Here is a 23,787-nt window from a genome sequence, read left to right on the forward strand (position 1 = left end):
CGGAAACAGCCGACCCAGGTCGGCTGTTTCCGGTTGTTGGACACCCGTCACACCCCCTGTGAAAATTCCGTATTGCGAATCATTCGCAATACGCATACGATGGCGCCCGCCGGGATCGCCCGGTCCCGGCCGCGAGAGTCCGTCATGTCGTTCCGCCCGATCGCTGCGTTGTTGCTGGCCGCGCTCTACGCGAGCCTGGACCGGACCGCCACCCCGATGTACGACGGCGCCGACACATTGAGCGTCCGCGTTTTCGAACCGTAACCGTCCTTTCTCCAGGGGAACCACCATGAAGATCGTCCCGCTCACCGCGGCCGTGCTGGCGCTGGTGCTGGCGCCGGCCGCCCATGCGCAGCCGGCCAACAAGGCCACCACTGTTTCGCCGACCGCCGCCGCCTTCCTGGCGCAGTTCGCCACCGAGGGCAACGACAGCGTCAGCTGGGCCCAGTTCGAGGCTTTCCGCAAGCAGCGCTACGCCGACACCGACCGCAACCAGGACGGCCATGTCGACGAACAGGAATACGTCGACGAATACCTGCAGCGCTTCGACGTGCGGCTGGCCGATGCACGCGCCGGCCACCTGCGCCAGACCGACACCCGCTTCAAGGCACTGGACCGCGACGGCAATGGGGCGATCAGCCGCGCCGAATACGACGCCGCTGGCGAACGCACCTGGGCCGGCTACGAGCGGTCGCAGAACGCCACGCAGGAGACTGCTGCGGCGTCCTCGCGCGATCCGCTGAAGATGCCGACCTCGCATACCGCCAATGGCATGTTGGACCTGTACGACCGCAACAAGGATGGCGCGGTGGATCGCGAGGAGTTCGACGCGGTGCGCGCAGCGAGCTTCGCCGCGACCGACACCGACGGCAACGGCACGCTGTCGTTGGCCGAGTACACCGCCGAATTCGAAGGCCGCCTGGACCAGCAGCGCCAGCGCGTGCGCGCCGATGCCGAGCGCCAGGCACGCGTGCGCTTCGCCTCGCTGGACAAGGACACCGATGGCCGCATGACGTTCGCCGAGTACCAGCTCTCGGGCAAGCGCATGTTCGACCGTGCCGACAGCAATGGCGATGGCGTCGTCGACGCACGCGATCCCGAGCCGATCGCCGGCGCGCACTCGGCCAACGGCAACCGCTAGCGCCCCGGACGTGCCGCGCACGTCCCACGTATCAGCCAACGATGAATCCGGCGCGTGGTTTCCCGCGCGCCCTCGCGCCTCCCAGCCCCGCTCGATCCACCGATCGCCGCAGCCAGGAACGGCCCGCCGCCACCGCGGCGTTCACGCCATTCCCTTTCCCTCCTGCGGAGTCTGATCATGAAGTCGTCCCTCACCCTGCTGGCCATGGCGGTCGCCGCCAGCCTGTCCTTCACCGTGCACGCTGAAACCGCTGCCGACGCCAGCACGCTCGATACCGTGCGCGTGCAGGCCGAGCGCGCCAAGAAAACACGCTCGGCCAACCAGAACGTCACCGTGCTGACCGCGGCCGATCTCGACAACGAGATGGCCAACACGATGGAAGAAGCCATCCGCTACATCCCCGGCGTCAGCATCGTGGACATGGGCCGCTTCGGCGACAACGGCTTCAACATCCGCGGCCTGGAAAGCGACCGCGTGGCGATCACCGTCGATGGCCTGAGCCTGGGCGAATCGGTGGAAACCGCGCGTTCCTACGAGTTCTTCCGCGGTGGCCGCGGCGATGTGGACATCGATACGCTCAAGAGCCTGGCCGTGATCAAGGGCGCCGATTCGATCAGCGCCGGCAGCGGCGCGCTCGGTGGCGCGGTGGTGTTCACCACCAAGGACCCGGCCGATTACCTCAAGCCCGCCGGCAACGACACCCACCTGGGCTTCAAGGCGGGCTACTCCGGTGCCAACGACGAAACCATGGGCACGCTGACCTTCGCCAACCGCACCGGCATCGTCGAATCGATGCTGGTCTACACCCGCCGCGAAGGTCATGAATCCGAGTCGTGGTACGACACCACGAACGACCGCATCGGGGTCGGCCGCCGCACGCCGGACCCGGTCGACAGCACGCGCGACAACCTGCTCGGCAAGCTCGACCTGCAGCTGGACGACGCCAACACGCTGGGCTTCCTCTACGAGCGCGGCCGCGCCACCAACGATGTGGACAACCTGTCGCGTGTCTATGCGCCGGGTTATCTGTCGCGCAAAGGCCATGACACCAACGACCGTGACCGCTACGGGGTGAACTACCAGTGGCGCGCCGACACCGCGCTGTTCGATACGCTGGATGCGCAGGTGGACCGCCAGGTCACTGACAGCCGTGGCATCACCACGATCGTGGCCGGCAGCGGCTGTCCCGGCGGCGCCACGCCGTGCCTGCGCAGCGAGAACCGCTCGACCAAGCAGACCTTGGACCGTGCCGCGGCCGACTTCAGCAAGGTGTTTGCCACCGCAGGCGCGCGCCATGATGTGGTCTACGGCCTGGCCTGGCAGCAGCGCGACATCGATTTCACCGCCGTCGATACGCGCTGGAATGCCGCCGGCGCCATCGCCTCGGTGGAGATCGATCCGCGCCAGGTACCCAAGACCGATGTGACCGCCTGGAACCTGTACCTGCGCGACAGCGTGCAGCTGCTGGACGAACGGCTGACCCTCAGTGCCGGCGCACGCTATGACCGCTACGACTATTCGCCGCAGGTGGATGCCACCTTCGTGGATCGCACCGGCACCGTGCGCGATGTGAGCTTCGCTTCGCCGAGTTGGCAGGCCGGCGTCGAGTATCGCTTCCTGCCCGACCATGCGCTGTGGGCGCAGGTGGGACGCGGCTTCCGTGCGCCGACCGTGGCGGACATGTATTCGCCGACCAGTGCGACGCAGGTGATCAACGCGCAGAACGGCCAGCCGCTGCTGCTCAACGACACCGTGTCCAATCCGGACCTGGAGTCGGAAAAGAGCCTGAATCTCGAGTTCGGCTACCGCTGGAGCACCGATCGCGCGCAGCTCGGCCTGTCGGTGTTCCGCGACCGTTACGAGAACTTCATCGAATACACCAACCTGGTGCAGTCCGTACCCGGCGGCTTCCGCACCACCGCGACCGGCCCGGTGCTGTATTCGCGCAACTACACGATGCCGACCAACGCCGGCGAAGTGACGGTCAAGGGCGTGGAACTGGAGGGCCGCTGGCAGGTCAATGATGCATGGTCCTCGCGCCTGGCGGCCTCCTACAGCGAAGGCGAGAAGCGCAACGGCGACCCACTGGAGAGCATCGTGCCGGCCAGTGCCGTACTGGGCGTGCGCTACGCACCCTCGCCGGTGTGGAATGTCACGGCCAGCATCACCCACGCCGTGGCCAAGAAGGCCAAGGACGCCTACACCACCGACGCCACCGGCAAGGTCACCACGCCGGCCTTCGTCGACAAGGCCGACGGCTACACTGTGCTGGATCTGTACGGCACCTGGAACGTCACTCCGCAGTGGAAGCTCAGTGCCGGCCTCTACAACCTGACCAACGAGGAGTACTACCTCTGGCAGCGCGTGCGCAACATCAACAAGGGCAGCAACACGCTCTACGGCTACGTCAACGATGAAGGCATCGGCCGTTACAGCGAGCCGGGCCGCAATGCGCGGATCACGGTGGCCTACAGCTTCTGACGCAGGGGCGCCTACCCAGGGCCGGGCCGGTAGTGCCGGCCACTCACCGGCTCCGTACACATAAAAAAAGGGCGACGCAGCTGCGTCGCCCTTTTTGCGTTTCAGCGATGCCCGAAGGAATCAGCTGGCGCGACCGCCACCGCCGCCCTGGCTGCGGCCACCACCGCCACGGCGCTGGCCCTGCGGCTGGCCACCGCGCGGTGCACCGCGACCGGCGCCATCACGCTGACCGCCACCGGCCTTCTTCGGGCCGGCATGGGCGTGGCGCGGGGCCTCGGCGTGCGGACGACGCGCGTGCTTGCGCGGCGAACGATCGCCACCCGGCACTTCGGCCTTGCCCGGCGCGCTGTTGCCCCAGCGGATCGGGGTCTGCGGCTCGAAGCCCGGCACGTCGCGGATGTCCATGTCCTTGTCGAGCAGGCGCACGATCTGGCGCAGCAGCTTGGCTTCGTCCTGGGCCACCAGCGAAATCGCCTGGCCGGTCGAGCCGTTGCGGCCGGTACGGCCGATGCGGTGCACGTAATCCTCGGCCACCATCGGCAGGTCATAGTTGATGACCTTCGGCAGCTCGTTGATGTCGATACCGCGCGCAGCGATGTCGGTGGCCACCAGCACGGTCACGCGGCCGGCCTTGAAGTCACCCAGCGCACGCAGGCGCTGGCCCTGGCTCTTGTTGCCGTGGATCGCCGCGGTCTTGATGCCGGACTTGTCCAGGAACATGGCCAGCTTGTCGCAGCCGTGCTTGGTACGGCCGAACACCAGGGTCTGCTCACGGCTGTCCTGCGCCAGCAGGTGCAGCAGCAGTTCGCGCTTGCGCGCGCCATCGACCGGATGCACGCGGTGAGTAATGGTCTCGGCGACGGTGTTCTTCGGGGTCACCTGGATCTGCGCCGGATCGCGCATGAACTCCAGGGCCAGCTGCTTGATGCTCTCTTCGAAGGTAGCCGAGAACAGCAGGGTCTGGCGGTTCTGGCGCGGCAGCTTGGCGAGGATCTTCTTGATCGACGGCAGGAAGCCCATGTCGAGCATGCGGTCGGCTTCATCCAGAACCAGGATCTCGATGCCGGACAAGTCGACGCTGCGGCGCTCGATGTGATCGATCAGGCGGCCCGGGCAGGCGACCAGCAGGTCCACGCCACGGCGCAGCACGTCGAACTGGTTGCCCATGCCGACGCCGCCGTAGATGCACGCGCTCGGGATGCGCAGGTACTTGCTGTAACCGCGCAGGCTGTCATGCACCTGGGTGGCCAGTTCGCGGGTCGGGGCGAGCACCAGGGCGCGCGGCTTGCGCGGGCCGCTGACGGCCTGCGGGTTGGTGCCCAGGTGCTGCAGCAGCGGCAGGCCGAAGGCAGCGGTCTTGCCGGTGCCGGTCTGTGCGCCGGCCAGCAGGTCGCGGCCTTCCAGGGCGAGCGGGATGGCCTGCTCCTGGATCGGGGTGGGGGTATCGTAGCCCTGCTCGGTCAACGCGCGCAGCAGGAACGGGGCAAGGCCCAAGGATTCAAAAGACATCGGGTGGAAGCTCCAAAGACAAAGTAACGCCAGGCCGAATGGCCGGACGCGAGGCAGATCAATGTGATCGGCTGACTCGGAGCGTTCCCGTAAACCGCGCTGCGAGAATTGGGTGCAGTCGACGCGGTGCGAAGACTGGAATGCATGACGAATGGCGTCGGAGTGGGGGCGGGCGACGGATCGTTGATCCATATCGCCGGCGATCCCGAAGGGAAACGGACGGCCGCTGCAGACCCGGATAGTCTAACGGATGTTTGAGACCCATACCAAATCCCCCTGTTCAGTTTGCAAGGAGGGGGAGGGGGCGGTAGTGCCAGGCCACGCGTGGCTGGGGCAATGCATTACGGTAAGGCGATGCGGCGGTGCAGCTGGTCGCCCCGCCAACCATTTGATTACACTTGAAACCTATTTTCGCGATCCCGGATACCCACCCATGAAGCTTGGTTCTTTGAAGGAAGGCGGCCGCGACGGCACCCTGATCGTGGTCTCGCGCGATCTGCGCCACGGCGTGCGCGCCACCGGCATCGCCGCGACCCTGCAGCAGGCCCTGGAAGACTGGAGCCACCTGGCCCCGCGCCTGAACGCCCTGTACGAATCGCTGAACGATGGCGACGCCGATGGCGTGTTCGACATCGACCTGCAGGCGCTGGCCGCGCCGCTGCCGCGTTCCTATGAATTCGTCGACGGCAGCGCCTACCTGCCGCACGTGGCCCGCGTGCGCCGCGCCCGTGGCGCCGAAGTGCCGGAGAGCTTCTACACCGACCCACTGATGTACCAGGCCACCAGCGCCGGGTTCTACGGCCCGCGCGATGCGGTCAAGGTGGTGAGCGAGGACTACGGCATCGATCTGGAAGCCGAGCTGGTGGTGATCACCGACGACGTGCCGATGGCGGTGAGCCCGGAGCAGGCCGCCGGCCATATCCAGCTGATCGGCCTGGTCAACGACGTCTCGCTGCGCAACCTGATCCCGGGTGAGCTGGCCAAGGGGTTCGGCTTCCTGCAGTCCAAGCCGCGCTCGGCGCTGTCGCCGGTGTTCGTCACCCCGGATGAGCTGGGTGACGCCTGGCAGGACAGCAAGGTCCACCTGCCGCTGGTCACGCATATCAACGGCACCTGGTTCGGTGCGCCGGAGGCGGGCGTGGACATGCAGTTCAACTTCGCCCAGCTGGTCGCCCATGCGGCCAAGACCCGCCCGCTGGGCGCCGGTGCAATCGTCGGCTCGGGCACCATCGCCAACGAGGACACCAGCAAGGGCGCCTCCTGCTTCGCCGAACAGCGCACGGTGGAAACCCTGCGCGACGGCAAGCCGAGCACGCCGTTCATGTCCTTCGGCGACGTGGTGCGGATCGAGATGTTCGATGCGGCCGGTGAGAGCATCTTCGGTGCGATCGAGCAGCGCATCGAGCAGGCGGCCAAACCCTGAGCGGCGCTGCGGAGACCGTCATGGAACCGATCGAGCTTTTCAGTTACTGGCGGTCCAGCGCGGCCTACCGCGTGCGCATCGGGCTGAACCTCAAGGGTCTGCCGCACCGGATCACCCCGGTGCATCTGGTCCGCGAGGGCGGCGAGCAGCACAGCGCGGCCTATGCCGCGCTCAACCCGCAGGAGCTGGTCCCGACCCTGCGCCATGGCGATCGGGTACTGCAGCAGTCGATGGCGATCCTGGAGTACCTCGACGAGGTGTTCCCGGCGACGTCGCTGCTGCCCGGCGACGCCGAAGGCAGGGCGCGGGTGCGCGCGCTGGCCCAGCTGGTGGCCTGTGACATCCACCCGCTCAACAACCTGCGGGTGATGCAGTACCTGGAGCGCACGCTGCAGGCCAGCGCCGAGGCGCGCACGCAGTGGACGCTGCACTGGATGGCAGAAGGGTTCGCGGCGATGGAAACGCTGCTGGCCGGTCATACAGCGACCGGCACGTTCTGCCATGGCGACCAGCCCGGCCTGGCCGACGCCTGCCTGGTGCCGCAGCTGTACAACGCGCACCGCTTCGGCCTGGCGCTGACGCCGTACCCGACCCTGCAGCGGATTGAAGCCGCGTGCCTGGCGCTGCCGGCCTTCGATGCCGCCCGCCCCGAGCATCAGATCGACGCCACGTAGATCCACGCCCTGCGTGGAGCCACGGGCACCCACTGCCGGAACCGTCAGAACCCGTGTGTGATCGCCGGGGCCGAGGCCGCCGAGTAATCCGCGTACGGGTCGTGCTCGCTGCCGCCTTCGGAGAGCCGGAACTTCAGTGCCAGCCCATCGCGCGAGTCGGCCGCGCGCAGCGCTTCCTCCTGCTCGATGATGCCGTTCTTGGCCATCCGGAACAGGCACTGGTCGAAGCTCTCCATGCCTTCTTCCAGCGAAGCTTCCATCGCCGCCTTGATCTCGTGCACCTGGCCGCGGCGCAGCAGGTCGCGGATCATCGGCGTGTTGATCAGCACTTCGGTGGCGGGCAGGCGGCGCCCGTCCTTGCCTTTGACCAGGCGCTGGGAGACCACCGCGCGCAGGTTCAGCGAGAGATTCATCAGCACGTTGCGGTGCGCGCTCTCGGGGAAGAAGTTGAGGATGCGCTCGATGGTCTGGTCGGCGTTGTTGGAGTGCAGGGTGGCCAGGCACAGGTGCCCGGTTTCGGCAAACGCGATCGCCGCCTCCATGGTTTCCGCATCCAGGATTTCGCCGATCAGGATCACGTCGGGCGCTTCACGCATCGCGTTCTTCAACGCGTCGTGGAAGGTGTGCGTGTCCAGCCCGACCTCGCGCTGGTTCACGATCGACATCTTGTGCTTGTGCAGGTACTCGATCGGATCCTCGATGGTAAGGATGTGCCCGGTCGTGGTGGTATTGCGGTGGTCGATCATCGAGGCCAGCGAGGTCGACTTGCCCGAGCCGGTCGAGCCGACCACCAGCACCAGCCCGCGCGGGGTCATGATGACGTCCTTGAGCACCTGCGGCAGGTTGAGCTCTTCGATGCTGGGGATCTTGCTGCGGATCGCACGGATCACCATGCCGACCTCGCCGCGCTGCTTGAACACGTTGACGCGGAAGCGCCCGGCATCGGGCAGGGCAATGGCCATGTTGAGCTCGAGCTCGCGCTCGAACTGCGGGGCCTGGCCTTCATCCATCAACGAGTAGGCGATCTTCTTGACCATCCCGGGCGGCAGCCCGGTATTGCCCAGCGGATAGAGTTTCCCCTCGATCTTGATGTATACCGGTGCTCCGGTCGTCAAGAACATGTCCGACGCGTTCTTTTCGGTCATCAGCTTCAGGAAATAGCCGATATCCATGCGAAATGTTTCCCCAACAATCAGCGGCTTGCCATTGCAAGCGCACCGCAGGCTTCCGACAATGGCCGTGCACACAACTTCTGGCGACGGCACCCCCAATGAAACCTAGCTTCGCACAAATACGACGGGCCCTGTATGTGACGGTGTGCGCATTCGCGCTCTCTGGTGCCGCACACGCGCAGGATGGCGCCCTGGAACTGATGCAGGCCCGGCAGGCGGTCGACAAGGCCACCCAGGCCGATGCCGACCAGTACGCCCCGGACCTGATCGCCGTGGCCCGCCAAGGCCTGGAGCAGGCCCAGCGTGCCGCCGGCGACCGCCGCGAGCGCAAGAACGCGCCGATGCTGGCCGTTCGCGCCACGGTCGATGCCGACCTGGCCCGCGCCCGCAGCGAAGAAGCCACCGCCACTGCCCAGCTGCAGCTGCGCCGCAATGAAGTCACTCAGCTGCAGCGCCAGCTCGCCACCGGGGAAGACCGCTGATGATGTCCACCAAGATGCGCATGCCCTGCCTGCTGCTGGCCGCCAGCCTCAGCCTGCCGCTGCTGGTCCAGGCCGCCGATGACCCGGCCGTGGCCCAGCTGACCCAGCGCCTGATGGCGATCCAGGCCAACCCGGATGCCGCCCAGCTGGCTGCCTTCGAGCGCCTGCAGGCCCAGCAGGCCGTGGCCGATCTGGCCAAGGCCAAGCGTCGCGACCAGGACCAGGCCCGTTACCTGGCTGAGCGCCGGGTGGAAATCGCCGAGACCAGCGTGCGGGCCGCGCTGGCCCAGCGTGAGGTCGACCAGCTCGAACGCACCCGCAGCGAGCTGCTGATCGAAGCCAGCCGCCGCGATGCCCAGCGTGCCCGCCAGGAGGCCGAGCGCCTGCGCGTGCAGGCCCAGATCCAGGCCGAGGAAAGCGAACGCCTGCGCCAGGCCGCCGAGCAGGAAGCGTTGGCCCGCCAGGATGCCGAAACCGCGCTGACCAGCGTGGCCGGCAAGCAGACCGCCCGCCTGAGCGCGGCCCAGCAGAACGCCGCCAAGCTGGCCCGTGAAGAAGCCGAGCTGGTGTCGGGCAGCAAGCTGCCGGGCTCCAAGTTTGATTCCCGCGGCGAAGTGTTCACGTTCAATGGCGATGCCTTCGCGGCCGGCAAGGGCAGCCTGTCCGGCGGTGCCAAGGGGCAGGCCAAGGCCCTGGCCGAGTACCTGAACATCGGCAAGAAGGGCCGGGTCCGGATCGAGGCTTACGACGCCGCGGCCGGGGTTGGCCAGCAACGCGCCGAGGCCCTGCGCGATGCGCTTGTCGCGGCCGGCGTGAGCGCCAGCCGCCTGCAGGTCAGCGGCAAGAAGGCGGCGGCAACCAAGGCCCGCTCGGCGGAAGTCATCATCGCGCCGTGATGCCGGGCCGGTGCGGCGTCATGCCCATGGGGCATGACGCAACTGGTTGTTTTTGTTTATTTTTCGTTGTTCTGCGCGTTCAGCCTGAACCCCGCTTAGGCGCGGTCGACGATATCGTTTGAAAGGGTTGAACCGGCTCCGAAGCAAGCGTAGGGTCAATTGTCCGGGTCGCCTTCCGCGCCCCGGACGATTGGAGGGCCGGCAATGCACCAGCGCCACGAATCACAGCAGTCGCAGGTCCAGTACGCACTGGACGCCGCTGCGGGTTCGCAGGTCAGGGTTGCCCGGCACTCCGCCCCAAGCAGCGCCCCGTGCCGTCAGGCCGGGGCGTTCTTGTTTCTGCAAAAGCGATAGGAGGTTCATCATGTTTGAAGGTCAGCCCCAGAGCGATATCGACGCACGGCGCAAGCAGGATCCCGAATTCAAGGCGCTTTACGAACGGCACCAGAAGTTGAACAAGAAGTGCATGGATGCCGAGCTGGGTGTGCTCCCGATAGACAGCCTCACCCTGGGACAGATGAAGCGTGAAAAGCTGCTGGCCAAGCAGAAACTGGAACGGATGTACGCCTCCCCCGTGCACTGACCCCTTTACCGCCCTACGTCGCGGGCGGTTCCGGTCTCCTCGTCGACCGGTGCCGTCCGCGCCGCTCCGGGTCTCCCGCTGCAGCGGGATTGCGGCGGCAGGGTCGATGAACGCGGCAACCTGACTTTCGCCGCCAACCGTCGGATAATCACCGGTCCGGCCGCATTGCGGCGCGAATCGATGTGAACCGATGGCAATCCACTCCTCCGTACTCGAACTCATTGGCCAGACCCCGATCGTCAAGGCCCAGCGCTTGGATACCGGTGTCTGCGAGCTTTACCTGAAGCTCGAGAGTGCCAATCCCGGAGGATCGATCAAGGACCGCATCGGCCTGTCGATGATTGAAGCCGCCGAGAAGCGTGGCGACCTCAAGCCGGGCGCGACCCTGGTCGAGGGCACCGCCGGCAATACCGGCCTGGGCCTGGCGCTGGTCGCCCAGCAGAAGGGCTACAAGCTGATCCTGGTCGTGCCGGACAAGATGAGCCGCGAGAAGATCTTCAACCTCAAGGCGATGGGCGCCGAAGTGCGCCTGACCCGTTCGGACGTGGCCAAGGGCCATCCGGAGTACTACCAGGACATGGCCAAGCGCGTGGCCGAGGAAACCCCCGGCGCGTACTTCATCAACCAGTTCGGCAACCCGGACAACCCGGCTGCCCACGAATTCGGCACCGGCCCGGAAATCCTGGCGCAGATGGACGGCGACCTCGACGCGATCGTGTTCGGTTGCGGCAGCTCGGGCACCATGACCGGCCTGTCGCGCGCCTTCTCCACCCTCTCGCCGAAGACCGAGCTGGTCCTGGCCGATCCGGTCGGCTCGATCCTGGCCGAGTACATCAATGACGGCGTGCTCAACGACAAGTCGGGCAGCTGGCTGGTGGAAGGCATCGGCGAGGACTTCCTGCCGTCGATCGCCGATTTCAGCCGCGTCACCAAGGCCTACGCGATCAGCGATGCCGAGAGCTTCCATACCGCGCGCGAGCTGCTGGGCAAGGAAGGCATCCTCGGCGGCTCCTCGACCGGCACCCTGCTGGCCGCGGCGCTGAAGTACTGCAAAGAGCAGACCACCCCGAAGAAGGTGCTGGTGTTGGTCTGCGACACCGGCAACAAGTACCTCTCCAAGATGTACAACGACTACTGGATGCTGGACAACGGCTTCCTGGAGCGCCCGCAGTCGGGCGACCTGCGCGACCTGATCCTGCGCCCGTATGGCCAGCGCGACACCGTCGTGATCGGCCCGAACGACCTGCTGACCACCGCCTACCAGCGCATGAAGCTGTACGACGTCTCGCAGCTGCCGGTAATGGATGGCGACCAGCTGGTGGGCATCGTGGATGAAAGCGACGTCCTGCTGCACGTCTACGGTGACGAAGCCCGCTTCCGCGACCCGGTCGCCACCGCGATGGTCAGCAAGCTGGACCGCCTGGACGTGAAATCCCCGATCGAGGCCCTGCTGCCGGTGTTCGACCGTGGCCAGGTCGCCATTGTCATGGATGGCGCCAACTTCCTCGGCCTGATCACCCGCATCGACCTGCTGAACTACCTGCGCCGCCGGGTACAGTAAGCCGTAGTGTCGCAATGAACCCATGTTTATCCGCGTCAACGGCCGATTAAGCCACCGCTGATAGACTTCCGCTCCTTTTGCGGGGCCCCCCATGGGGGCTCCTCTTGCTGGGAAACAACATGTCCGATCACGCTTCTTCCGGGCACGGCGACCGCTCGCTCGCCCTGGCCACGCTGGCCATCCATGGCGGCCAGTCGCCGGATCCGAGCACTGGCGCGGTGATGCCGCCGATCTATGCGACCTCCACCTACGCCCAGTCCAGCCCCGGCGAGCACCAGGGCTTCGAGTACTCGCGTACCCACAACCCCACCCGTTTCGCCTATGAGCGGTGCGTGGCCTCCCTGGAAGGCGGCAGCCGCGGTTACGCCTTCGCCTCGGGCATGGCCGCCAGCTCCACGGTGATGGAACTGCTGGATGCCGGCAGCCACGTGGTGGCGATGGATGACATCTATGGCGGCACCTTCCGCCTGTTCGAGCGTGTGCGTAAGCGCACTGCCGGCCTGCAGTTCAGCTTCGTCGACCTGACCGACCTGGCCGCGTTCGAGGCCTCGATCACCCCGCAGACCAAGATGGTCTGGATCGAAACCCCGACCAACCCGATGCTGAAGATCGTGGATATCGCCGCGGTCGCCGAGATCGCCAAGCGCCACAACCTGCTGGTGGTGGTCGACAACACCTTCGCCTCGCCGATGCTGCAGCGCCCGCTGGAGCAGGGCGCGGACCTGGTTCTGCACTCGGCCACCAAGTACCTCAACGGGCACTCGGACATGGTCGGCGGCATGGTGGTGGTCGGCGACAACGCCGAACTGGCCGAGCAGATGGCCTTCCTGCAGAACTCCATCGGCGCCGTGCAGGGCCCGTTCGACAGCTTCCTGGCCCTGCGTGGCCTGAAGACCCTGCCGCTGCGCATGAAGGCGCACTGCGCCAACGCGCTGGCCTTGGCCCAGTGGCTGGAAAAGCACCCGGCCGTGGAAAAGGTCATCTACCCCGGCCTGACCTCGCACCCGCAGCACGAACTGGCGACCCGCCAGATGAACGGCTACGGCGGCATCGTTTCGATCGTCCTCAAGGGCGGGTTCGATGCAGCCAAGCGCTTCTGCGAGAAGACCGAACTGTTCACCCTGGCCGAGTCGCTGGGCGGCGTGGAAAGCCTGGTGAATCATCCCGCAGTGATGACGCATGCCTCGATTCCGGTGGAACGCCGCGAGAAGCTGGGCATCAGTGATGCGCTGGTGCGGCTGAGCGTGGGGGTTGAGGAGTTGGGGGATCTGCAGTTGGATCTGGAGCGGGCACTGGCGGAATCCGTCTGATGAGTGCCATTCATACTGAATTTGGCAGCTCTCCGATGGCGCTTGTGAGGAGCTTCCTGTCCAATCGAATGCTCGTCTGGCAGTTGACCCGGCGTGACGTAGTGAGCCGATATCGTGGCTCCGTATTTGGGCTGGCGTGGTCCTTCTTCAATCCCTTGCTAATGCTGGCCGTCTACACATTTGTTTTCTCAGTGGTCTTCAAGGCCCGCTGGGGTCTGGATACAAATGGTCACGGCGACTTTGCGGTGATTCTCTTTGTTGGAATCATCGTGCATGGTGTATTCGCCGAGTGCGTGAATCGTGCACCGGGCCTGATACTCAACAATGCCAGCTACGTGAAGCGCGTGATATTTCCGTTGGAGACCTTGCCTTGGGTGGCGATGGGGGCAACCCTTTTCCATTCGCTGGTCTCCGTGCTTGTGCTGCTGATCGCGCAGATTGTTCTTCGTGGTTCCGTTCCCTTAACTGCTCTGTGGCTGCCGGTGGTCGTGCTGCCCCTGATCGTAGGTACGATGGGAATTTCATGGCTGCTTGCTGCCTTTGGGGTTTATCTGCGGGATATCGGGCAGGTCACAGGCATTCTGACCACCGTCATGCTGTTCATGGCACCCGTCCTGTATCCGGTGCAGGCACTTCCCGAGGGCTTGCGGCCATACATTTACTTGAACCCATTGACCTTCATCATCGAACAGTCGCGTGAGGTCTTGTTGTGGGGGAATGCGCCGAATCTGGTGGGACTGGGTAAATACGCGCTGGGCGCGATGCTTGTGGCCTGGTTCGGATTTGCTGCATTCCAGAAAATGCGTAGGGGGTTTGCTGATGTCCTCTGATGCTCCGACCGATGTCGCAATCCGGGTGACCGGCGTGACCAAGTGCTTCCAGATCTACGACCAGCCGCATCAGCGCCTCCGTCAGGCAATAATGCCTCGGCTCCGCCGTGCGTTTGGACTTTCCCAACGCTCCTATTTTCAGGAGTTCTGGGCACTCAAGGGGGTGGACTTCGAGGTCCGTCGCGGCGATACGGTGGGTATCATCGGCCGCAATGGTTCGGGGAAATCCACCCTGCTTCAGATTATCTGTGGCACGCTGCAGGCCACCTCCGGCACGGTGGAAGTGAACGGCCGCGTTGCAGCGTTGCTGGAGCTTGGCGCCGGCTTCAATCCCGAATTCACCGGTCGGGAGAATGTGTATCTCAGTGCGTCGATCCTTGGCTTGACTCGAGAGGAGATCGATGCACGTTTCGATGACATCGTCGATTTCGCCGATATCGGTGATTTCGTCGAGCGCCCGGTCAAAACATACTCCAGTGGCATGTATGTCCGCTTGGCGTTCGCGGTCATCGCGCATGTTGACGCCGACATCCTCGTCATTGACGAGGCCTTGGCCGTTGGTGATGCCATCTTTGTCCAGAAATGCATGCGGTTCCTGCGCAAGTTCCGTGAGAACGGCACGCTTCTATTCGTAAGCCATGACACCTCGTCGGTGCTGAACTTCTGTCAGAGCGCGGTATGGCTCAATCGCGGCGACATGCTCATGCATGGGTCGGCAGAAGAGACCTGTAATGCCTACATCGAGTACTGCTCGCAGGAGGTCTATGGAGATTCGGTCAAGATCACCTCGCGCCAGGTTGCCCGTGAAGCGGTGCCGACGGCGCTGAAACCGAAGGCGAAGATTGAGAAGGACACCCGATTGGAGATGTTCGACAATGTTGCCAACGCGGCAGGTTGGCAATCCGGCGTCGCCAGCATCGATTCGGTGGTTCTAGGCAGTCTGGAAGGGCAGCCCCTTTCATCCTTTGCTGGCGGCGAGGAAGTTCTGCTCAGGGTCCGTGCTACTGCGCATCAAGCCTTGTCGAGCCCGCTGATCGGCTTCTTCGTGAAGGATCGGCTGGGTCAGTCGCTGTTTGGGGAGCACACCTTCACGTATATCCAGCCGCCCATGCAGGTAGAGGCCGGCACCACTCTCGAGGCCAGCTTCCGCTTCACTTTGCCGATGCTGCCAAACGGCGACTATTCGATGACCGTGTCAATTGCCGACGGTGATCCGTTCGCCAACACCCAGCATGCCTGGTTGCACGACGCGGTATTGATCAAGGTTGCGTCGCCCAAGCTGCGCTACGGCCTGGTAGGCATTCCCTTCGATGAGGTCACCATGAAGCGGGTAGGGACAACAGAATGAATCACGGTTTCATTCCCCCGCTGACGACCGACGACCCCCGTGTCAGCATCGGTCGTTTTACCTATGGCGGCGCCAAGTTCAAGCTGTGGAGCGACGGGGAGCGTATCGAGGTGGGGGCATTCTGCTCGTTCGCCGAAGATGTGTTGATCTTCGGTGGCGGCGAGCACCGCACGGACTGGGTCACCACCCATCCACTGCGCATCGCATTCGGCTCTCCGGGTGCGGGGCAGGATGGGCACCCCCATAGCAAGGGCACCACCCGTATTGGCAACGACGTGTGGATCGGCCATGGCGCCCTGGTTCTCTCCGGGGTCACCGTGGGCGATGGCGCCTGTATAGGTGCTGGCGCCGTGGTCAGCAAGGATGTCCCTCCCTATGCCCTGGTTGCCGGCAATCCTGGACGCGTCGTGCGCATGCGGTTCAGCGAGTCACAGATCGAACAGCTGTTGGGTATCGCCTGGTGGAACTGGTCGATCGAGAAAATCAGGCAATTCGAATCGCTGCTGTGCAGCCCCAGCATCGATGCATTCATTGCGGCCGCGCTGGCCGATCCGGACGCTGCGGCGTCGATACCGTGATAGAGACTGAAATGATTGATTTCCCGTTGTCGCCCAGCATGCTGATGATGCCTCGCAAGCTTCCGCACAGTGCGTGGCTGGGGCACATCCCCTTCGCCAGCTGGCTGGTAGATGTGGTGCGCCCGAAAAGCATCGTCGAGTTGGGGACGCACAACGGCGCGTCGTTCCTGGCGTTCTGCCAAGCGGTGGAAGCCCAGCAGGTGAGCGCGCGCGTGTTCGCGGTGGATACCTGGCAGGGTGACGAGCATGCCGGTTTCTACGGCAATGAGATTCATGCGGAGCTTCGCGATTACCAGCAGCGGCACTACGCGGGCATTTCCGAGATGATGCGGATGCGCTTCGACCAAGCGCTGGAGTACTTTGCCGACGGATCGATCGACGTGCTTCACGTTGACGGGCTTCATACGTATGAAGCTGTCCGCGAGGACTTCGAAACCTGGCGCTGCAAGCTCTCTCCACGTGCGGTGGTGCTTTTCCATGACAGCTGCGTTCGTGAGCGTGGATTCGGGGTGTGGCAGTACTGGAGTGAAGTGTCCTCCCAGTTTCCGTCATTTGAGTTCACCCATACCCATGGGTTGGGCGTGCTGCTGGTCGGGGAGGAGCAGCCGGATGACCTGCTGCGGCTTGCCGAGGCCTCGCGCAATGGACAGTTCGCGACCATCAACCAGCTCTTCGATGCGCTGGGGCGCAACATCAAGAACGTGGAGGAGATCGAGCGGGTGAATCAGGGCCTGATCGCCGCCCACGGGGAGATCGGACGGCTTACCGCAGAGGAGGCTCGCCTGCGCGCGCTGCTCGACCGGAGCAGCGACGTTACTGAAGAGCATTACGCCGTTGTCGAATCGCAGCTTCCCAGCCTCGCCCAGGGGCTGTCGACGTTGGAGCGTCGCGTCATCGAAGAGATGAACGACACACGACTGGCGCTGGATCAGTCGCGCGAAGCGTCCGTTGCCAACGTCGTGGCGTCGGTGGTCCCACGATTGGATGAGCAGGACCGAAAATTGAATCACCTCATGCGCCCTTGGTGGCGCCGTGTCCTTGGCCGTTGAGCAACGAGGATCCGCAAGGCACCCACATGTCCATCGACAAGACTTTCCTCAAGCGTGGCCTGAAGCGGGTGGCGATCAAACTGCTATCCATCAACTGGTTTTCGCTGCTTCCAGACCGCCTCAAGTTGCTGGTCGCCCGCCGGGCGGGCGTTTGCGACTGGCACTGGTATGCGCGCTTCATCCTGCGTGCGCCTGATGCCGTCGCGGACGGGCCACGTCATTTCCTGTCCTACGGCAACGCTGAAGGAAAATCTCCCAGCCCCTTGTTCGATCCGGCATGGTACTGCGCGCGTTTTGGTCTCAAGGCGAGTCCGCTCGATGCACTGATGCAGTATCTCCTCATCGGTGAGAGGCTGGGTCTGGCTCCGAGCCCTTGGTTTGATCCGCGCCATTGTCGGGCGACGGGGGCTTCGGCAGGCGTGCTGCAGTCGGTGCTGGGCAAGTACCTGACCGACTACCGACGGGCGGGGGCGCCGCATCCCTTGTTCGACCAGGATTGGTACCTGAACCGCTACCCGGACGTGCGCGATAGCGGCGCCAATCCGCTGTTGCACTTCCTCTACGACGGCATTCCCGAAGGGCGATTGCCAAATCCCTACTTCGTGCCGCTGTGGTATGTGGAGACCTACCCGGACGTGGGCGGCAATGATCCGTTTGCCCATTTCTTCCAGCATGGCGCGGCGGAAGGGCGCAGTCCGGGGCCTGAATTCAACGCGCGACAGTACCTCGACCAGAATCCGGACGTCGCCCAATCAGGGATGAACGCGCTGGCTCATTATCTGGCAGTCGGGCGTCACGACGGCCGCGAACTTGGCAAACGCCCTCTGTCGCTGGCGGACCTTGTATCTCCTGCACCGGTTGCGGATAGGGGGCTGAGCGCAGGTGTCGTCGACATCGTGCTGCCGGTCTATCGCGGCCTGGAAGAAACAAGGAACTGCATCGATTCGGTGCTGCGCTCGCACAACCGTACGCGTACCCGGCTTCACATCTACAACGATTGCTCCCCCGAGCCGGAAGTCACCGCCTACCTGCGAGAGCTTGCCAGCCGTGAGCCGTCGGTGCGCCTGGCCGAGAATCCGCAGAACCTGGGTTTCGTGCTGACCGTCAATGCTGGAATGGCACATGCGCTGCAGCAGCCGGACAGCATCGGCGCGCTGCTGCTCAACAGCGACACCATTGTTGCCGCGGACTGGGTCGATCGCATGGTCGCCCATCTGGACGCCGATGTCGGCTCGGTGACGGCGCTGTCCAACAACGCCACCATCTGCAGCTATCCACAGCTGGGTGCCAACGCGCTTCCCGAGGGGATGGACGCGGCGGCGCTGGACCACCTGACGCGGAGCACCAATGCAGGAGTGGCCGTGGACGTTCCGACCGGCGTCGGCTTCTGCATGCTGATTTCCCGCACGGCTCTGGAGAAGGCCGGTCTGTTCGACGCAGAGGCCTTTGGCAAGGGCTATGGCGAGGAGAACGACTTCTGCATGCGCTCCGGGCGCCTGGGCTTCCGCCACCGATTGGCCATGGACGTGTTCGTCGAGCACGTGGGCGAGGTCAGCTTTGCCGACGACAGCAAGCCCGGCAAGATCATTGCCCAGAGGATCATTGACGAGCGCTATCCGGACTATGGTTCACAGGTCGCTCGTTTCTGCTCGATGGATCCAGGCTTCTCGGCGCGCGTGCGACTGACCCTGCAGGTGTGGAAGGCACGGCGACGCCCGGTTTCGGTGTTGCTGAGCCACACCTGGGGCGGGGGGACAGAGCGCGCCGTCCAGGCGATGCGGGCTTCGCTGGCTGGTGCCGGCGAAGTCGTGATCGTACGCCCGATGGAAGACAACAACGGCGCGGGCCTGGTCAACGTGAGCCATGCCTCCGACTTCGACGGTTTCGAGTTCCTGTTCCGTTATCGGACGCCAGAAGAGCTGGCGGCGCTGCTGGAAGTGATTGGGGCAAGTGTGCTGCAGATCCATCACCTTGTTGGATTTGGCCCCTCGGTCCGGCGCGCAGTAGCCTCGTCGGGTCTACCTTATAGTTTCCACGTGCACGACAACTATGCGATCTGCCCGCAGATCACGCTTACCGATGCCTCGGGGAATTATTGCGGCGAGCCGGCCGAGAATGGCTGTGACGCCTGCATTGCCGAGCGACCCTCCAATGGAGCGGCAGATATCCGCAACTGGCGCGCCAACAACCAGTGGCCCCTTCTGGGCGCGCAGGCCGTGCTGGCACCGAGCCGGGATGCGGCGCAGCGGATGCAGCGTTACAGCGGCATTCCTGTCCAGGCCGTTTACCACGAGTCGAACATCGATGCGCATCCGGGGCGGTTGGGGCGGGGTCTGCGGCCGTATCGCGTGCTTTTGCTGGGGGTGATGGCCGCGCACAAGGGCTTGAACCATCTGTTGGCCATCGCCGATGAAGCCCGACGGGCAGGGGCGCCGCTGGAGTTCCATTTGATCGGATACCCGCAGACGGAAGTGCCGAAGAACCCAGGCTTCAGCTGGAGCGGTCCGTATGAGGAGCATGCGTTGGATGACCTGATCCAAGCCTACGACCCCGACGCCTTCCTCTTCCTGTCTCAGGCACCTGAAACCTATTCCTACACCTTGTCGCACGCTCTTCGTGACGGTAGGCCGATCGCCGCCAACCGCCTCGGTGCGTTTACCGAGCGGCTCGAAGGCGTGCCGAATGCACTGATGCTGGCGCATGACGCACCTGCGACGGACGCCGTAGATGCGCTTGTTGCATGGATGGAAGGTCTGTACGCAAAGGAAAGCGCATGAACCAGCGATTTGGCATGGGTGCACGCCTCGCACTGCGTTCACAGTACGGCCTGCGCGTTGCCGTAATACCCGAGCGCTACGGTGCGGTGATGTCGCCGTGTGCCAGCATTCGCTTGCACTCGTTCACTGAACGCTTTGCTGCAGATGTGCGGTATCTGATGCCCGAAGAGCTGGCGGCTTTTGCACCCCACCTCGTGCTGTGGAATCGCGGGGCGGTCGTTGCCGAGGCGGAATTGGCGCTGATCGCCGAAGCGGGGCGGCAGGGGGCGTCGCTTGTCTACGACTTGGACGACAATCTGTTGGCCATGGACGAGCATCCCGAGCGGGAGGCGTATGCTGTGGTCATCGACGCGGTCCGTGTGTCGATTGCAATGGCCGACGTCACCTGGTGTTCGACGCGCAGGTTGGCCGATGTCGTCAAGGATGCCGGTGGCACGGCACAATGGATGCCCAACGCGCTGGATGCCGACCTTTGGCTGGCAGCACCGCAGACGCCGATGCCACTTCCCGATAAGGGCGTGTTGAGGCTGCTCTATATGGGAACGCGCACCCATGACGACGACTTCCTTCTACTCGACGCGGCGCTTCGCCAGGCGTGGGACGAGCGGCCCGATACGTTTTCGTTGACGCTCGTTGGCGTCACTGCGGCTGCAACCGACAGCCGTCCGTGGATGGCAGGTTTGAGCCCGCCGCCGCATGTGGGGGCATCCTATCCTGCATTCGTGCACTGGTTCTCGCGCCTCCGTGGCTTCCATGCGGGCGTGGCGCCATTGCTCGACACAGGTTTCAACCGTTGCAAGAGTTCGATCAAGGTGCTGGACTATGCCGCAATGGGCTTGGCGACGTTTGCATCAAACGTGCCGGCCTATGCTGACGATGCACAGGAAGATCGCATCCTGGTCGACAATACGCACGACGCTTGGGCAGAGAAGATCGTCGCACTGATTGATCGGCGCCTTGCGGTAGATGAGGTTGCCGCACGCGCTATTTCGCGCGTGGGGCCGCATATGTTCGACGAGGCGGTGACCCGTCGCTGGCAAAGTTGCATGCAGGTTTTGGGGGAGTGATGAAACAAGGTCTATTGAGGCGCGGGCTGGGGTGGTTGTTGCCCATCGAGAATCCGCGTATCGCGGGTGCGTTGCTCGCACTTGGTGTGGTCGTAATGCTTGTGGCGCGGCTGTTCTCCTGGCCGGGGTTTGCAACGCACGACACGGTGTTCATCACCCAGGAGGCGCTCCGCGGTGAGTACACCTCGTACCATCCGGTTCTCAATGCACTGCTGATCCGTTGGCTGGCGGTGCCATTCGAGTCTTTCAGCATCTACACCACGCTGCAGATCGTGTTCTGCGGGACACTTTACTTGCGTAGTGCGACGCTGTTTGCGCGGATGGTCAACCGACCGGTGTGGATTCTGCTTGGCGTAGCGCTTTGGGCGGCTATGCCCAGCACGTATCTCTATCTGGGCATGATCTGGAAGGACGTGCTCTGCGCATACTGTCTTCTTTTCCTGGCGACGCTGGTTTTGCAGGCGCGCCAGACTGGCGTTCTTGCCGGGCGTGGCGACGCCGTTCTTCTCGGCCTGTCGCTGTTCTTGATCGTTGCCACCCGTCATGGAATGGCGATCAACTTCCTGTTGCTCCCGCTAGCCATCGGAGCCCGTCGACTGTGGGCGGCACGGCCTTACCGAGCTGCCTTTGTGGCCGCGGTAGTCGGTTGGTTGTTCATGTCAGTGATCACGGCTTCCCCCTTGGTGAAGAATGACGTCGCGCATCTGAACAAGCTGAAGATCTCAGCCGTGTCCGGCCCTTTCCTGGGCATGGTGTCCAACCGGAGTGGATATACCAGTAATGATCCAGGACAGGACCAGGCGTTGGCCGCCCGCGTCTTTGGTCCGGATTACGCTGAGAAGTACCGTCCGGACTATCTCATGAATGACGTGGTACTCACCGATGCCCAGGAGCTCGATGAGGCTTATCGTCTCATCCTGCGTCGTACCGCACGTTTGTGTCTGCTCAATGTCTCGCAGTGTGGCTCCGACCGCCTGCAGATGATGCTTGCAACGCTGCAACCCAGTACCGCCTTCGGCGGCATGAAGTTCTATGACTTGGCCATCATGGAAAACTGCCCGAAGGTGTTCGGCATGGATCCCGAGAAATGCGACGTGCTCGAGCGCTTCGAACGCGGTGAACGGCCCAGCATGCTGGTCGATTTCCAGCGAAAGTTCGTTTCACGGTTTGTGGATACCCGCGGCACCACGCAGAACCTGTTCGTGTGGAACCTGCTGCCAGCTTTCGTGCTGCTGCTGTCGTTGTTGGTATTCAGTGCACCGCGGCGCCCGCTCTGGATCCTGTCGTTGTTCATCCTGATGCAGATGGTATTGCCGATCGCAACGTCAATGGCCAACGACTTCCGCTACTACTATTTTTTGGCGCCGCTCAGCACGCTGCTGGCGGTATTCGTGATTGGCCGGATGGTGCATGGTCGTGGGTTCTGGCATGACCGCCCAATGAATTCTAATGAGGCTACCCATGTCTGACGTCAAGGCGGATAAGCCGCGCCAACAGGTGGCAGTGGTGATTCCCTGCTACAAAGTCCGCCGCCATATTCTCGGGGTCATCGACGCGATTGGGCCGGAAGTCGATGCGATCTACTGCGTCGACGACCGGTGCCCGGACTCAAGCGGTGACTTCATCGAACAGCAGGCGCGGGACACGCGCGTGGTCGTACTGCGCCATGAGCAGAACCAGGGTGTAGGCGGAGCGGTCATGACGGGCTACCAGCGTGCGATAGCCGATGGCATGTCGATTCTGGTCAAGGTGGACGGCGATGGGCAGATGGATCCAACGCTGGTGCCGCTGTTCATCGGGCCGATTTTGAAGGGCCAGGCGGACTACACCAAGGGCAACCGATTCTGGGACCTGTCCAACATCCGCCGCATGCCGCTGGTGCGGCGTATCGGAAATCTTGGCCTGTCGTTCATGACCAAGGCGTCGACAGGCTACTGGGATGTGTTTGATCCCACAAATGGCTACACGGCCATCCATGCCAATGTCGCTGCCCGACTTCCGTTTGCCTCCATCAGCCGGCGCTACTTCTTCGAGACCGACATCCTGTTCCGCCTGAACATCATGCGGGCGGTTGTGTGTGACGTGCCGATGGACGCTACCTATGGTGACGAAGAGAGCAATCTGAAGATTGGTCAGGTTCTGACTGAATTCTCGTACAAGCATGCGAGGAATCTCTTGAAACGCATCGGGTACCGCTATTTCCTGCGTGACCTCTCTATCGCATCGTTCGAGTTGCTTGCCGGGCTGCTTCTACTGGTCAGCGGCGTGCTCTATGGCGGCTGGCACTGGTGGCAGGCGCTGGAGGCTCAGCAGGCGTCGGCTGTCGGCACGGTGGTCCTGCCGTCGATTGCGGTGGTCAGCGGACTACAGTTCCTGCTGGCATTCATCGGGTATGACATCGCCAGCGTGCCGCGCCAGGTGCTGCACCCCCTGTTTGCCCCGTTCCGGCCTGGCAAACGTGCCTGAATCGAGGACGACCCGCGGGCCAGCGACGCCGGCCCGCATGTTGGTGTCATCTAGGGCCGGAAGATGGCCTGAATACCAGTCGTGAGAACAACAGGTAGTTCCACGCCGCGATCATGCCCATCACCATGAACTTGGCGAGCAGGACATGGACGTGTGCATGGTCAACCAGCATCACCATGGCGAAGTTGCCCAGCACCAAGTTAACTGCTGCAAGCGCACCGTAGCGCGCCAGTTCGGTAGTCCAGGTGTTCTCGCTGCGGAACACCCAGCGGCGGTTGAGTAGAAAGCTGACTACGAAGCCGCATGCGAAGCTGGTCGACTGACTGACGAGCAGCCAGCGGTTACCGAAAGCTGTCTGCATCCCGAGGAACACCAGGTATTCAACTGCGGCAGCGGAGCAACCGGACAGCAGGAAACGAATAAGGCGCGGAATCATGTGG

At 63.8% G+C, this 23,787-nt stretch carries 20 protein-coding genes; 17 read left to right on the top strand and 3 right to left on the bottom strand.

What is annotated here, in order from left to right:
• Window positions 1-289: 289 nt before the first annotated feature.
• Both ACTT2I_RS00820 and ACTT2I_RS00825 read left to right on the top strand, forming a co-directional pair.
• Complete coding sequence (locus ACTT2I_RS00820; RefSeq protein ID WP_421100251.1) at window positions 290-1,141, top strand: EF-hand domain-containing protein; 852 nt, start codon at window positions 290-292, stop codon at window positions 1,139-1,141.
• A gap of 177 nt (window positions 1,142-1,318) precedes the next feature.
• Window positions 1,319-3,622: a TonB-dependent hemoglobin/transferrin/lactoferrin family receptor gene (locus ACTT2I_RS00825; protein WP_421100250.1), complete on the top strand. Its 2,304-nt coding sequence runs from the start codon at window positions 1,319-1,321 to the stop codon at window positions 3,620-3,622.
• 120 nt (window positions 3,623-3,742) lie between these two features.
• On the opposite strand, the gene ACTT2I_RS00830 is transcribed toward ACTT2I_RS00825, so the two are convergent.
• Entirely contained in the window at window positions 3,743-5,131 is a 1,389-nt protein-coding gene (locus ACTT2I_RS00830) for a DEAD/DEAH box helicase (protein ID WP_088432041.1), read from the bottom strand.
• A 433-nt stretch (window positions 5,132-5,564) separates the two neighbouring features.
• On the opposite strand from ACTT2I_RS00830, the gene ACTT2I_RS00835 reads away from it, so the two are divergent.
• Window positions 5,565-6,554, top strand: coding sequence for a fumarylacetoacetate hydrolase family protein (locus ACTT2I_RS00835; protein ID WP_088432042.1), 990 nt, complete (start codon window positions 5,565-5,567; stop codon window positions 6,552-6,554).
• Window positions 6,555-6,574: 20 nt separating this feature from the next.
• On the top strand, window positions 6,575-7,228 hold the full coding sequence (gene maiA, locus ACTT2I_RS00840) for a maleylacetoacetate isomerase (protein WP_088432043.1): 654 nt from the start codon (window positions 6,575-6,577) through the stop codon (window positions 7,226-7,228).
• Window positions 7,229-7,272: 44 nt separating this feature from the next.
• On the opposite strand, the gene ACTT2I_RS00845 is transcribed toward maiA, so the two are convergent.
• Complete coding sequence (locus tag ACTT2I_RS00845) at window positions 7,273-8,400, bottom strand: PilT/PilU family type 4a pilus ATPase (RefSeq protein ID WP_088432044.1); 1,128 nt, start codon at window positions 8,398-8,400, stop codon at window positions 7,273-7,275.
• A gap of 98 nt (window positions 8,401-8,498) precedes the next feature.
• On the opposite strand from ACTT2I_RS00845, the gene ACTT2I_RS00850 reads away from it, so the two are divergent.
• The 13 genes from ACTT2I_RS00850 (at window position 8,499) to ACTT2I_RS00910 (ending at window position 23,347) form a co-directional block, all read left to right on the top strand.
• On the top strand, window positions 8,499-8,882 hold the full coding sequence (locus ACTT2I_RS00850) for a DUF4398 domain-containing protein (protein ID WP_172407449.1): 384 nt from the start codon (window positions 8,499-8,501) through the stop codon (window positions 8,880-8,882).
• A 14-nt stretch (window positions 8,883-8,896) separates the two neighbouring features.
• Window positions 8,897-9,778, top strand: a complete 882-nt coding sequence (locus ACTT2I_RS00855) for an OmpA family protein (RefSeq protein ID WP_088432084.1) — start codon at window positions 8,897-8,899, stop codon at window positions 9,776-9,778.
• 364 nt (window positions 9,779-10,142) lie between these two features.
• A complete protein-coding gene (locus tag ACTT2I_RS00860; RefSeq protein ID WP_019182593.1) occupies window positions 10,143-10,361 on the top strand; it encodes a YdcH family protein in 219 nt (72 codons plus the stop codon).
• 190 nt (window positions 10,362-10,551) lie between these two features.
• On the top strand, window positions 10,552-11,922 hold the full coding sequence (locus ACTT2I_RS00865) for a pyridoxal-phosphate dependent enzyme (protein ID WP_421100249.1): 1,371 nt from the start codon (window positions 10,552-10,554) through the stop codon (window positions 11,920-11,922).
• A gap of 119 nt (window positions 11,923-12,041) precedes the next feature.
• Window positions 12,042-13,232, top strand: coding sequence for a cystathionine gamma-synthase (locus ACTT2I_RS00870; protein WP_421100248.1), 1,191 nt, complete (start codon window positions 12,042-12,044; stop codon window positions 13,230-13,232).
• Entirely contained in the window at window positions 13,232-14,062 is an 831-nt protein-coding gene (locus ACTT2I_RS00875; RefSeq protein ID WP_421100247.1) for an ABC transporter permease, read from the top strand. The genes ACTT2I_RS00870 and ACTT2I_RS00875 overlap by 1 nt, the downstream gene beginning before the upstream one ends.
• The gene (locus ACTT2I_RS00880) at window positions 14,052-15,410 is read left to right on the top strand and encodes an ABC transporter ATP-binding protein (RefSeq protein ID WP_421100246.1); all 1,359 of its coding nucleotides are present in this window, start codon (window positions 14,052-14,054) and stop codon (window positions 15,408-15,410) included. The genes ACTT2I_RS00875 and ACTT2I_RS00880 overlap by 11 nt, the downstream gene beginning before the upstream one ends.
• Window positions 15,407-15,988 (top strand): CatB-related O-acetyltransferase, encoded by a 582-nt coding sequence (locus ACTT2I_RS00885; RefSeq protein ID WP_421100245.1) that lies wholly within the window; start codon window positions 15,407-15,409, stop codon window positions 15,986-15,988. The genes ACTT2I_RS00880 and ACTT2I_RS00885 overlap by 4 nt, the downstream gene beginning before the upstream one ends.
• A gap of 11 nt (window positions 15,989-15,999) precedes the next feature.
• The gene (locus ACTT2I_RS00890; RefSeq protein WP_421100244.1) at window positions 16,000-17,037 is read left to right on the top strand and encodes a class I SAM-dependent methyltransferase; all 1,038 of its coding nucleotides are present in this window, start codon (window positions 16,000-16,002) and stop codon (window positions 17,035-17,037) included.
• 26 nt (window positions 17,038-17,063) lie between these two features.
• The gene (locus ACTT2I_RS00895) at window positions 17,064-19,814 is read left to right on the top strand and encodes a glycosyltransferase (protein WP_421100243.1); all 2,751 of its coding nucleotides are present in this window, start codon (window positions 17,064-17,066) and stop codon (window positions 19,812-19,814) included.
• A complete protein-coding gene (locus ACTT2I_RS00900) occupies window positions 19,811-20,881 on the top strand; it encodes a hypothetical protein (RefSeq protein ID WP_421100242.1) in 1,071 nt (356 codons plus the stop codon). The genes ACTT2I_RS00895 and ACTT2I_RS00900 overlap by 4 nt, the downstream gene beginning before the upstream one ends.
• On the top strand, window positions 20,881-22,350 hold the full coding sequence (locus ACTT2I_RS00905; RefSeq protein WP_421100241.1) for a hypothetical protein: 1,470 nt from the start codon (window positions 20,881-20,883) through the stop codon (window positions 22,348-22,350). Before ACTT2I_RS00900 ends, ACTT2I_RS00905 begins: the two co-directional genes overlap by 1 nt.
• Window positions 22,343-23,347: a glycosyltransferase family 2 protein gene (locus ACTT2I_RS00910; protein ID WP_421100240.1), complete on the top strand. Its 1,005-nt coding sequence runs from the start codon at window positions 22,343-22,345 to the stop codon at window positions 23,345-23,347. The genes ACTT2I_RS00905 and ACTT2I_RS00910 overlap by 8 nt, the downstream gene beginning before the upstream one ends.
• 46 nt (window positions 23,348-23,393) lie before the next feature.
• Here the strand turns inward: ACTT2I_RS00910 and ACTT2I_RS00915 are convergent, their stop codons facing one another.
• Window positions 23,394-23,783 carry a GtrA family protein gene (locus ACTT2I_RS00915; protein ID WP_421100239.1) on the bottom strand — a complete coding sequence of 130 codons (390 nt, stop codon included), beginning with the start codon at window positions 23,781-23,783 and terminating at the stop codon, window positions 23,394-23,396.
• Window positions 23,784-23,787 lie beyond the last annotated feature (4 nt).

Origin of the sequence: Stenotrophomonas sp. PUT21 (assembly GCF_052232875.1) — a bacterium.
In the GTDB taxonomy this organism is placed as follows: Bacteria; Pseudomonadota; Gammaproteobacteria; order Xanthomonadales; family Xanthomonadaceae; genus Stenotrophomonas; species Stenotrophomonas maltophilia_N.

Excerpts from the sequence above, each read along its gene's own strand:
- ACTT2I_RS00820 (WP_421100251.1), top strand. The coding sequence starts at position 290 with ATGAAGATCGTCCCGCTCACCGCGGCCGTGCTGGCGCTGGTGCTGGCG.
- ACTT2I_RS00825 (WP_421100250.1), top strand. The coding sequence starts at position 1,319 with ATGAAGTCGTCCCTCACCCTGCTGGCCATGGCGGTCGCCGCCAGCCTG.
- ACTT2I_RS00830 (WP_088432041.1), bottom strand. The coding sequence starts at position 5,131 with ATGTCTTTTGAATCCTTGGGCCTTGCCCCGTTCCTGCTGCGCGCGTTG.
- ACTT2I_RS00835 (WP_088432042.1), top strand. The coding sequence starts at position 5,565 with ATGAAGCTTGGTTCTTTGAAGGAAGGCGGCCGCGACGGCACCCTGATC.
- maiA (WP_088432043.1), top strand. The coding sequence starts at position 6,575 with ATGGAACCGATCGAGCTTTTCAGTTACTGGCGGTCCAGCGCGGCCTAC.
- ACTT2I_RS00845 (WP_088432044.1), bottom strand. The coding sequence starts at position 8,400 with ATGGATATCGGCTATTTCCTGAAGCTGATGACCGAAAAGAACGCGTCG.
- ACTT2I_RS00850 (WP_172407449.1), top strand. The coding sequence starts at position 8,499 with ATGAAACCTAGCTTCGCACAAATACGACGGGCCCTGTATGTGACGGTG.
- ACTT2I_RS00855 (WP_088432084.1), top strand. The coding sequence starts at position 8,897 with ATGCGCATGCCCTGCCTGCTGCTGGCCGCCAGCCTCAGCCTGCCGCTG.
- ACTT2I_RS00860 (WP_019182593.1), top strand. The coding sequence starts at position 10,143 with ATGTTTGAAGGTCAGCCCCAGAGCGATATCGACGCACGGCGCAAGCAG.
- ACTT2I_RS00865 (WP_421100249.1), top strand. The coding sequence starts at position 10,552 with ATGGCAATCCACTCCTCCGTACTCGAACTCATTGGCCAGACCCCGATC.
- ACTT2I_RS00870 (WP_421100248.1), top strand. The coding sequence starts at position 12,042 with ATGTCCGATCACGCTTCTTCCGGGCACGGCGACCGCTCGCTCGCCCTG.
- ACTT2I_RS00875 (WP_421100247.1), top strand. The coding sequence starts at position 13,232 with ATGAGTGCCATTCATACTGAATTTGGCAGCTCTCCGATGGCGCTTGTG.
- ACTT2I_RS00880 (WP_421100246.1), top strand. The coding sequence starts at position 14,052 with ATGTCCTCTGATGCTCCGACCGATGTCGCAATCCGGGTGACCGGCGTG.
- ACTT2I_RS00885 (WP_421100245.1), top strand. The coding sequence starts at position 15,407 with ATGAATCACGGTTTCATTCCCCCGCTGACGACCGACGACCCCCGTGTC.
- ACTT2I_RS00890 (WP_421100244.1), top strand. The coding sequence starts at position 16,000 with ATGATTGATTTCCCGTTGTCGCCCAGCATGCTGATGATGCCTCGCAAG.
- ACTT2I_RS00895 (WP_421100243.1), top strand. The coding sequence starts at position 17,064 with ATGTCCATCGACAAGACTTTCCTCAAGCGTGGCCTGAAGCGGGTGGCG.
- ACTT2I_RS00900 (WP_421100242.1), top strand. The coding sequence starts at position 19,811 with ATGAACCAGCGATTTGGCATGGGTGCACGCCTCGCACTGCGTTCACAG.
- ACTT2I_RS00905 (WP_421100241.1), top strand. The coding sequence starts at position 20,881 with ATGAAACAAGGTCTATTGAGGCGCGGGCTGGGGTGGTTGTTGCCCATC.
- ACTT2I_RS00910 (WP_421100240.1), top strand. The coding sequence starts at position 22,343 with ATGTCTGACGTCAAGGCGGATAAGCCGCGCCAACAGGTGGCAGTGGTG.
- ACTT2I_RS00915 (WP_421100239.1), bottom strand. The coding sequence starts at position 23,783 with ATGATTCCGCGCCTTATTCGTTTCCTGCTGTCCGGTTGCTCCGCTGCC.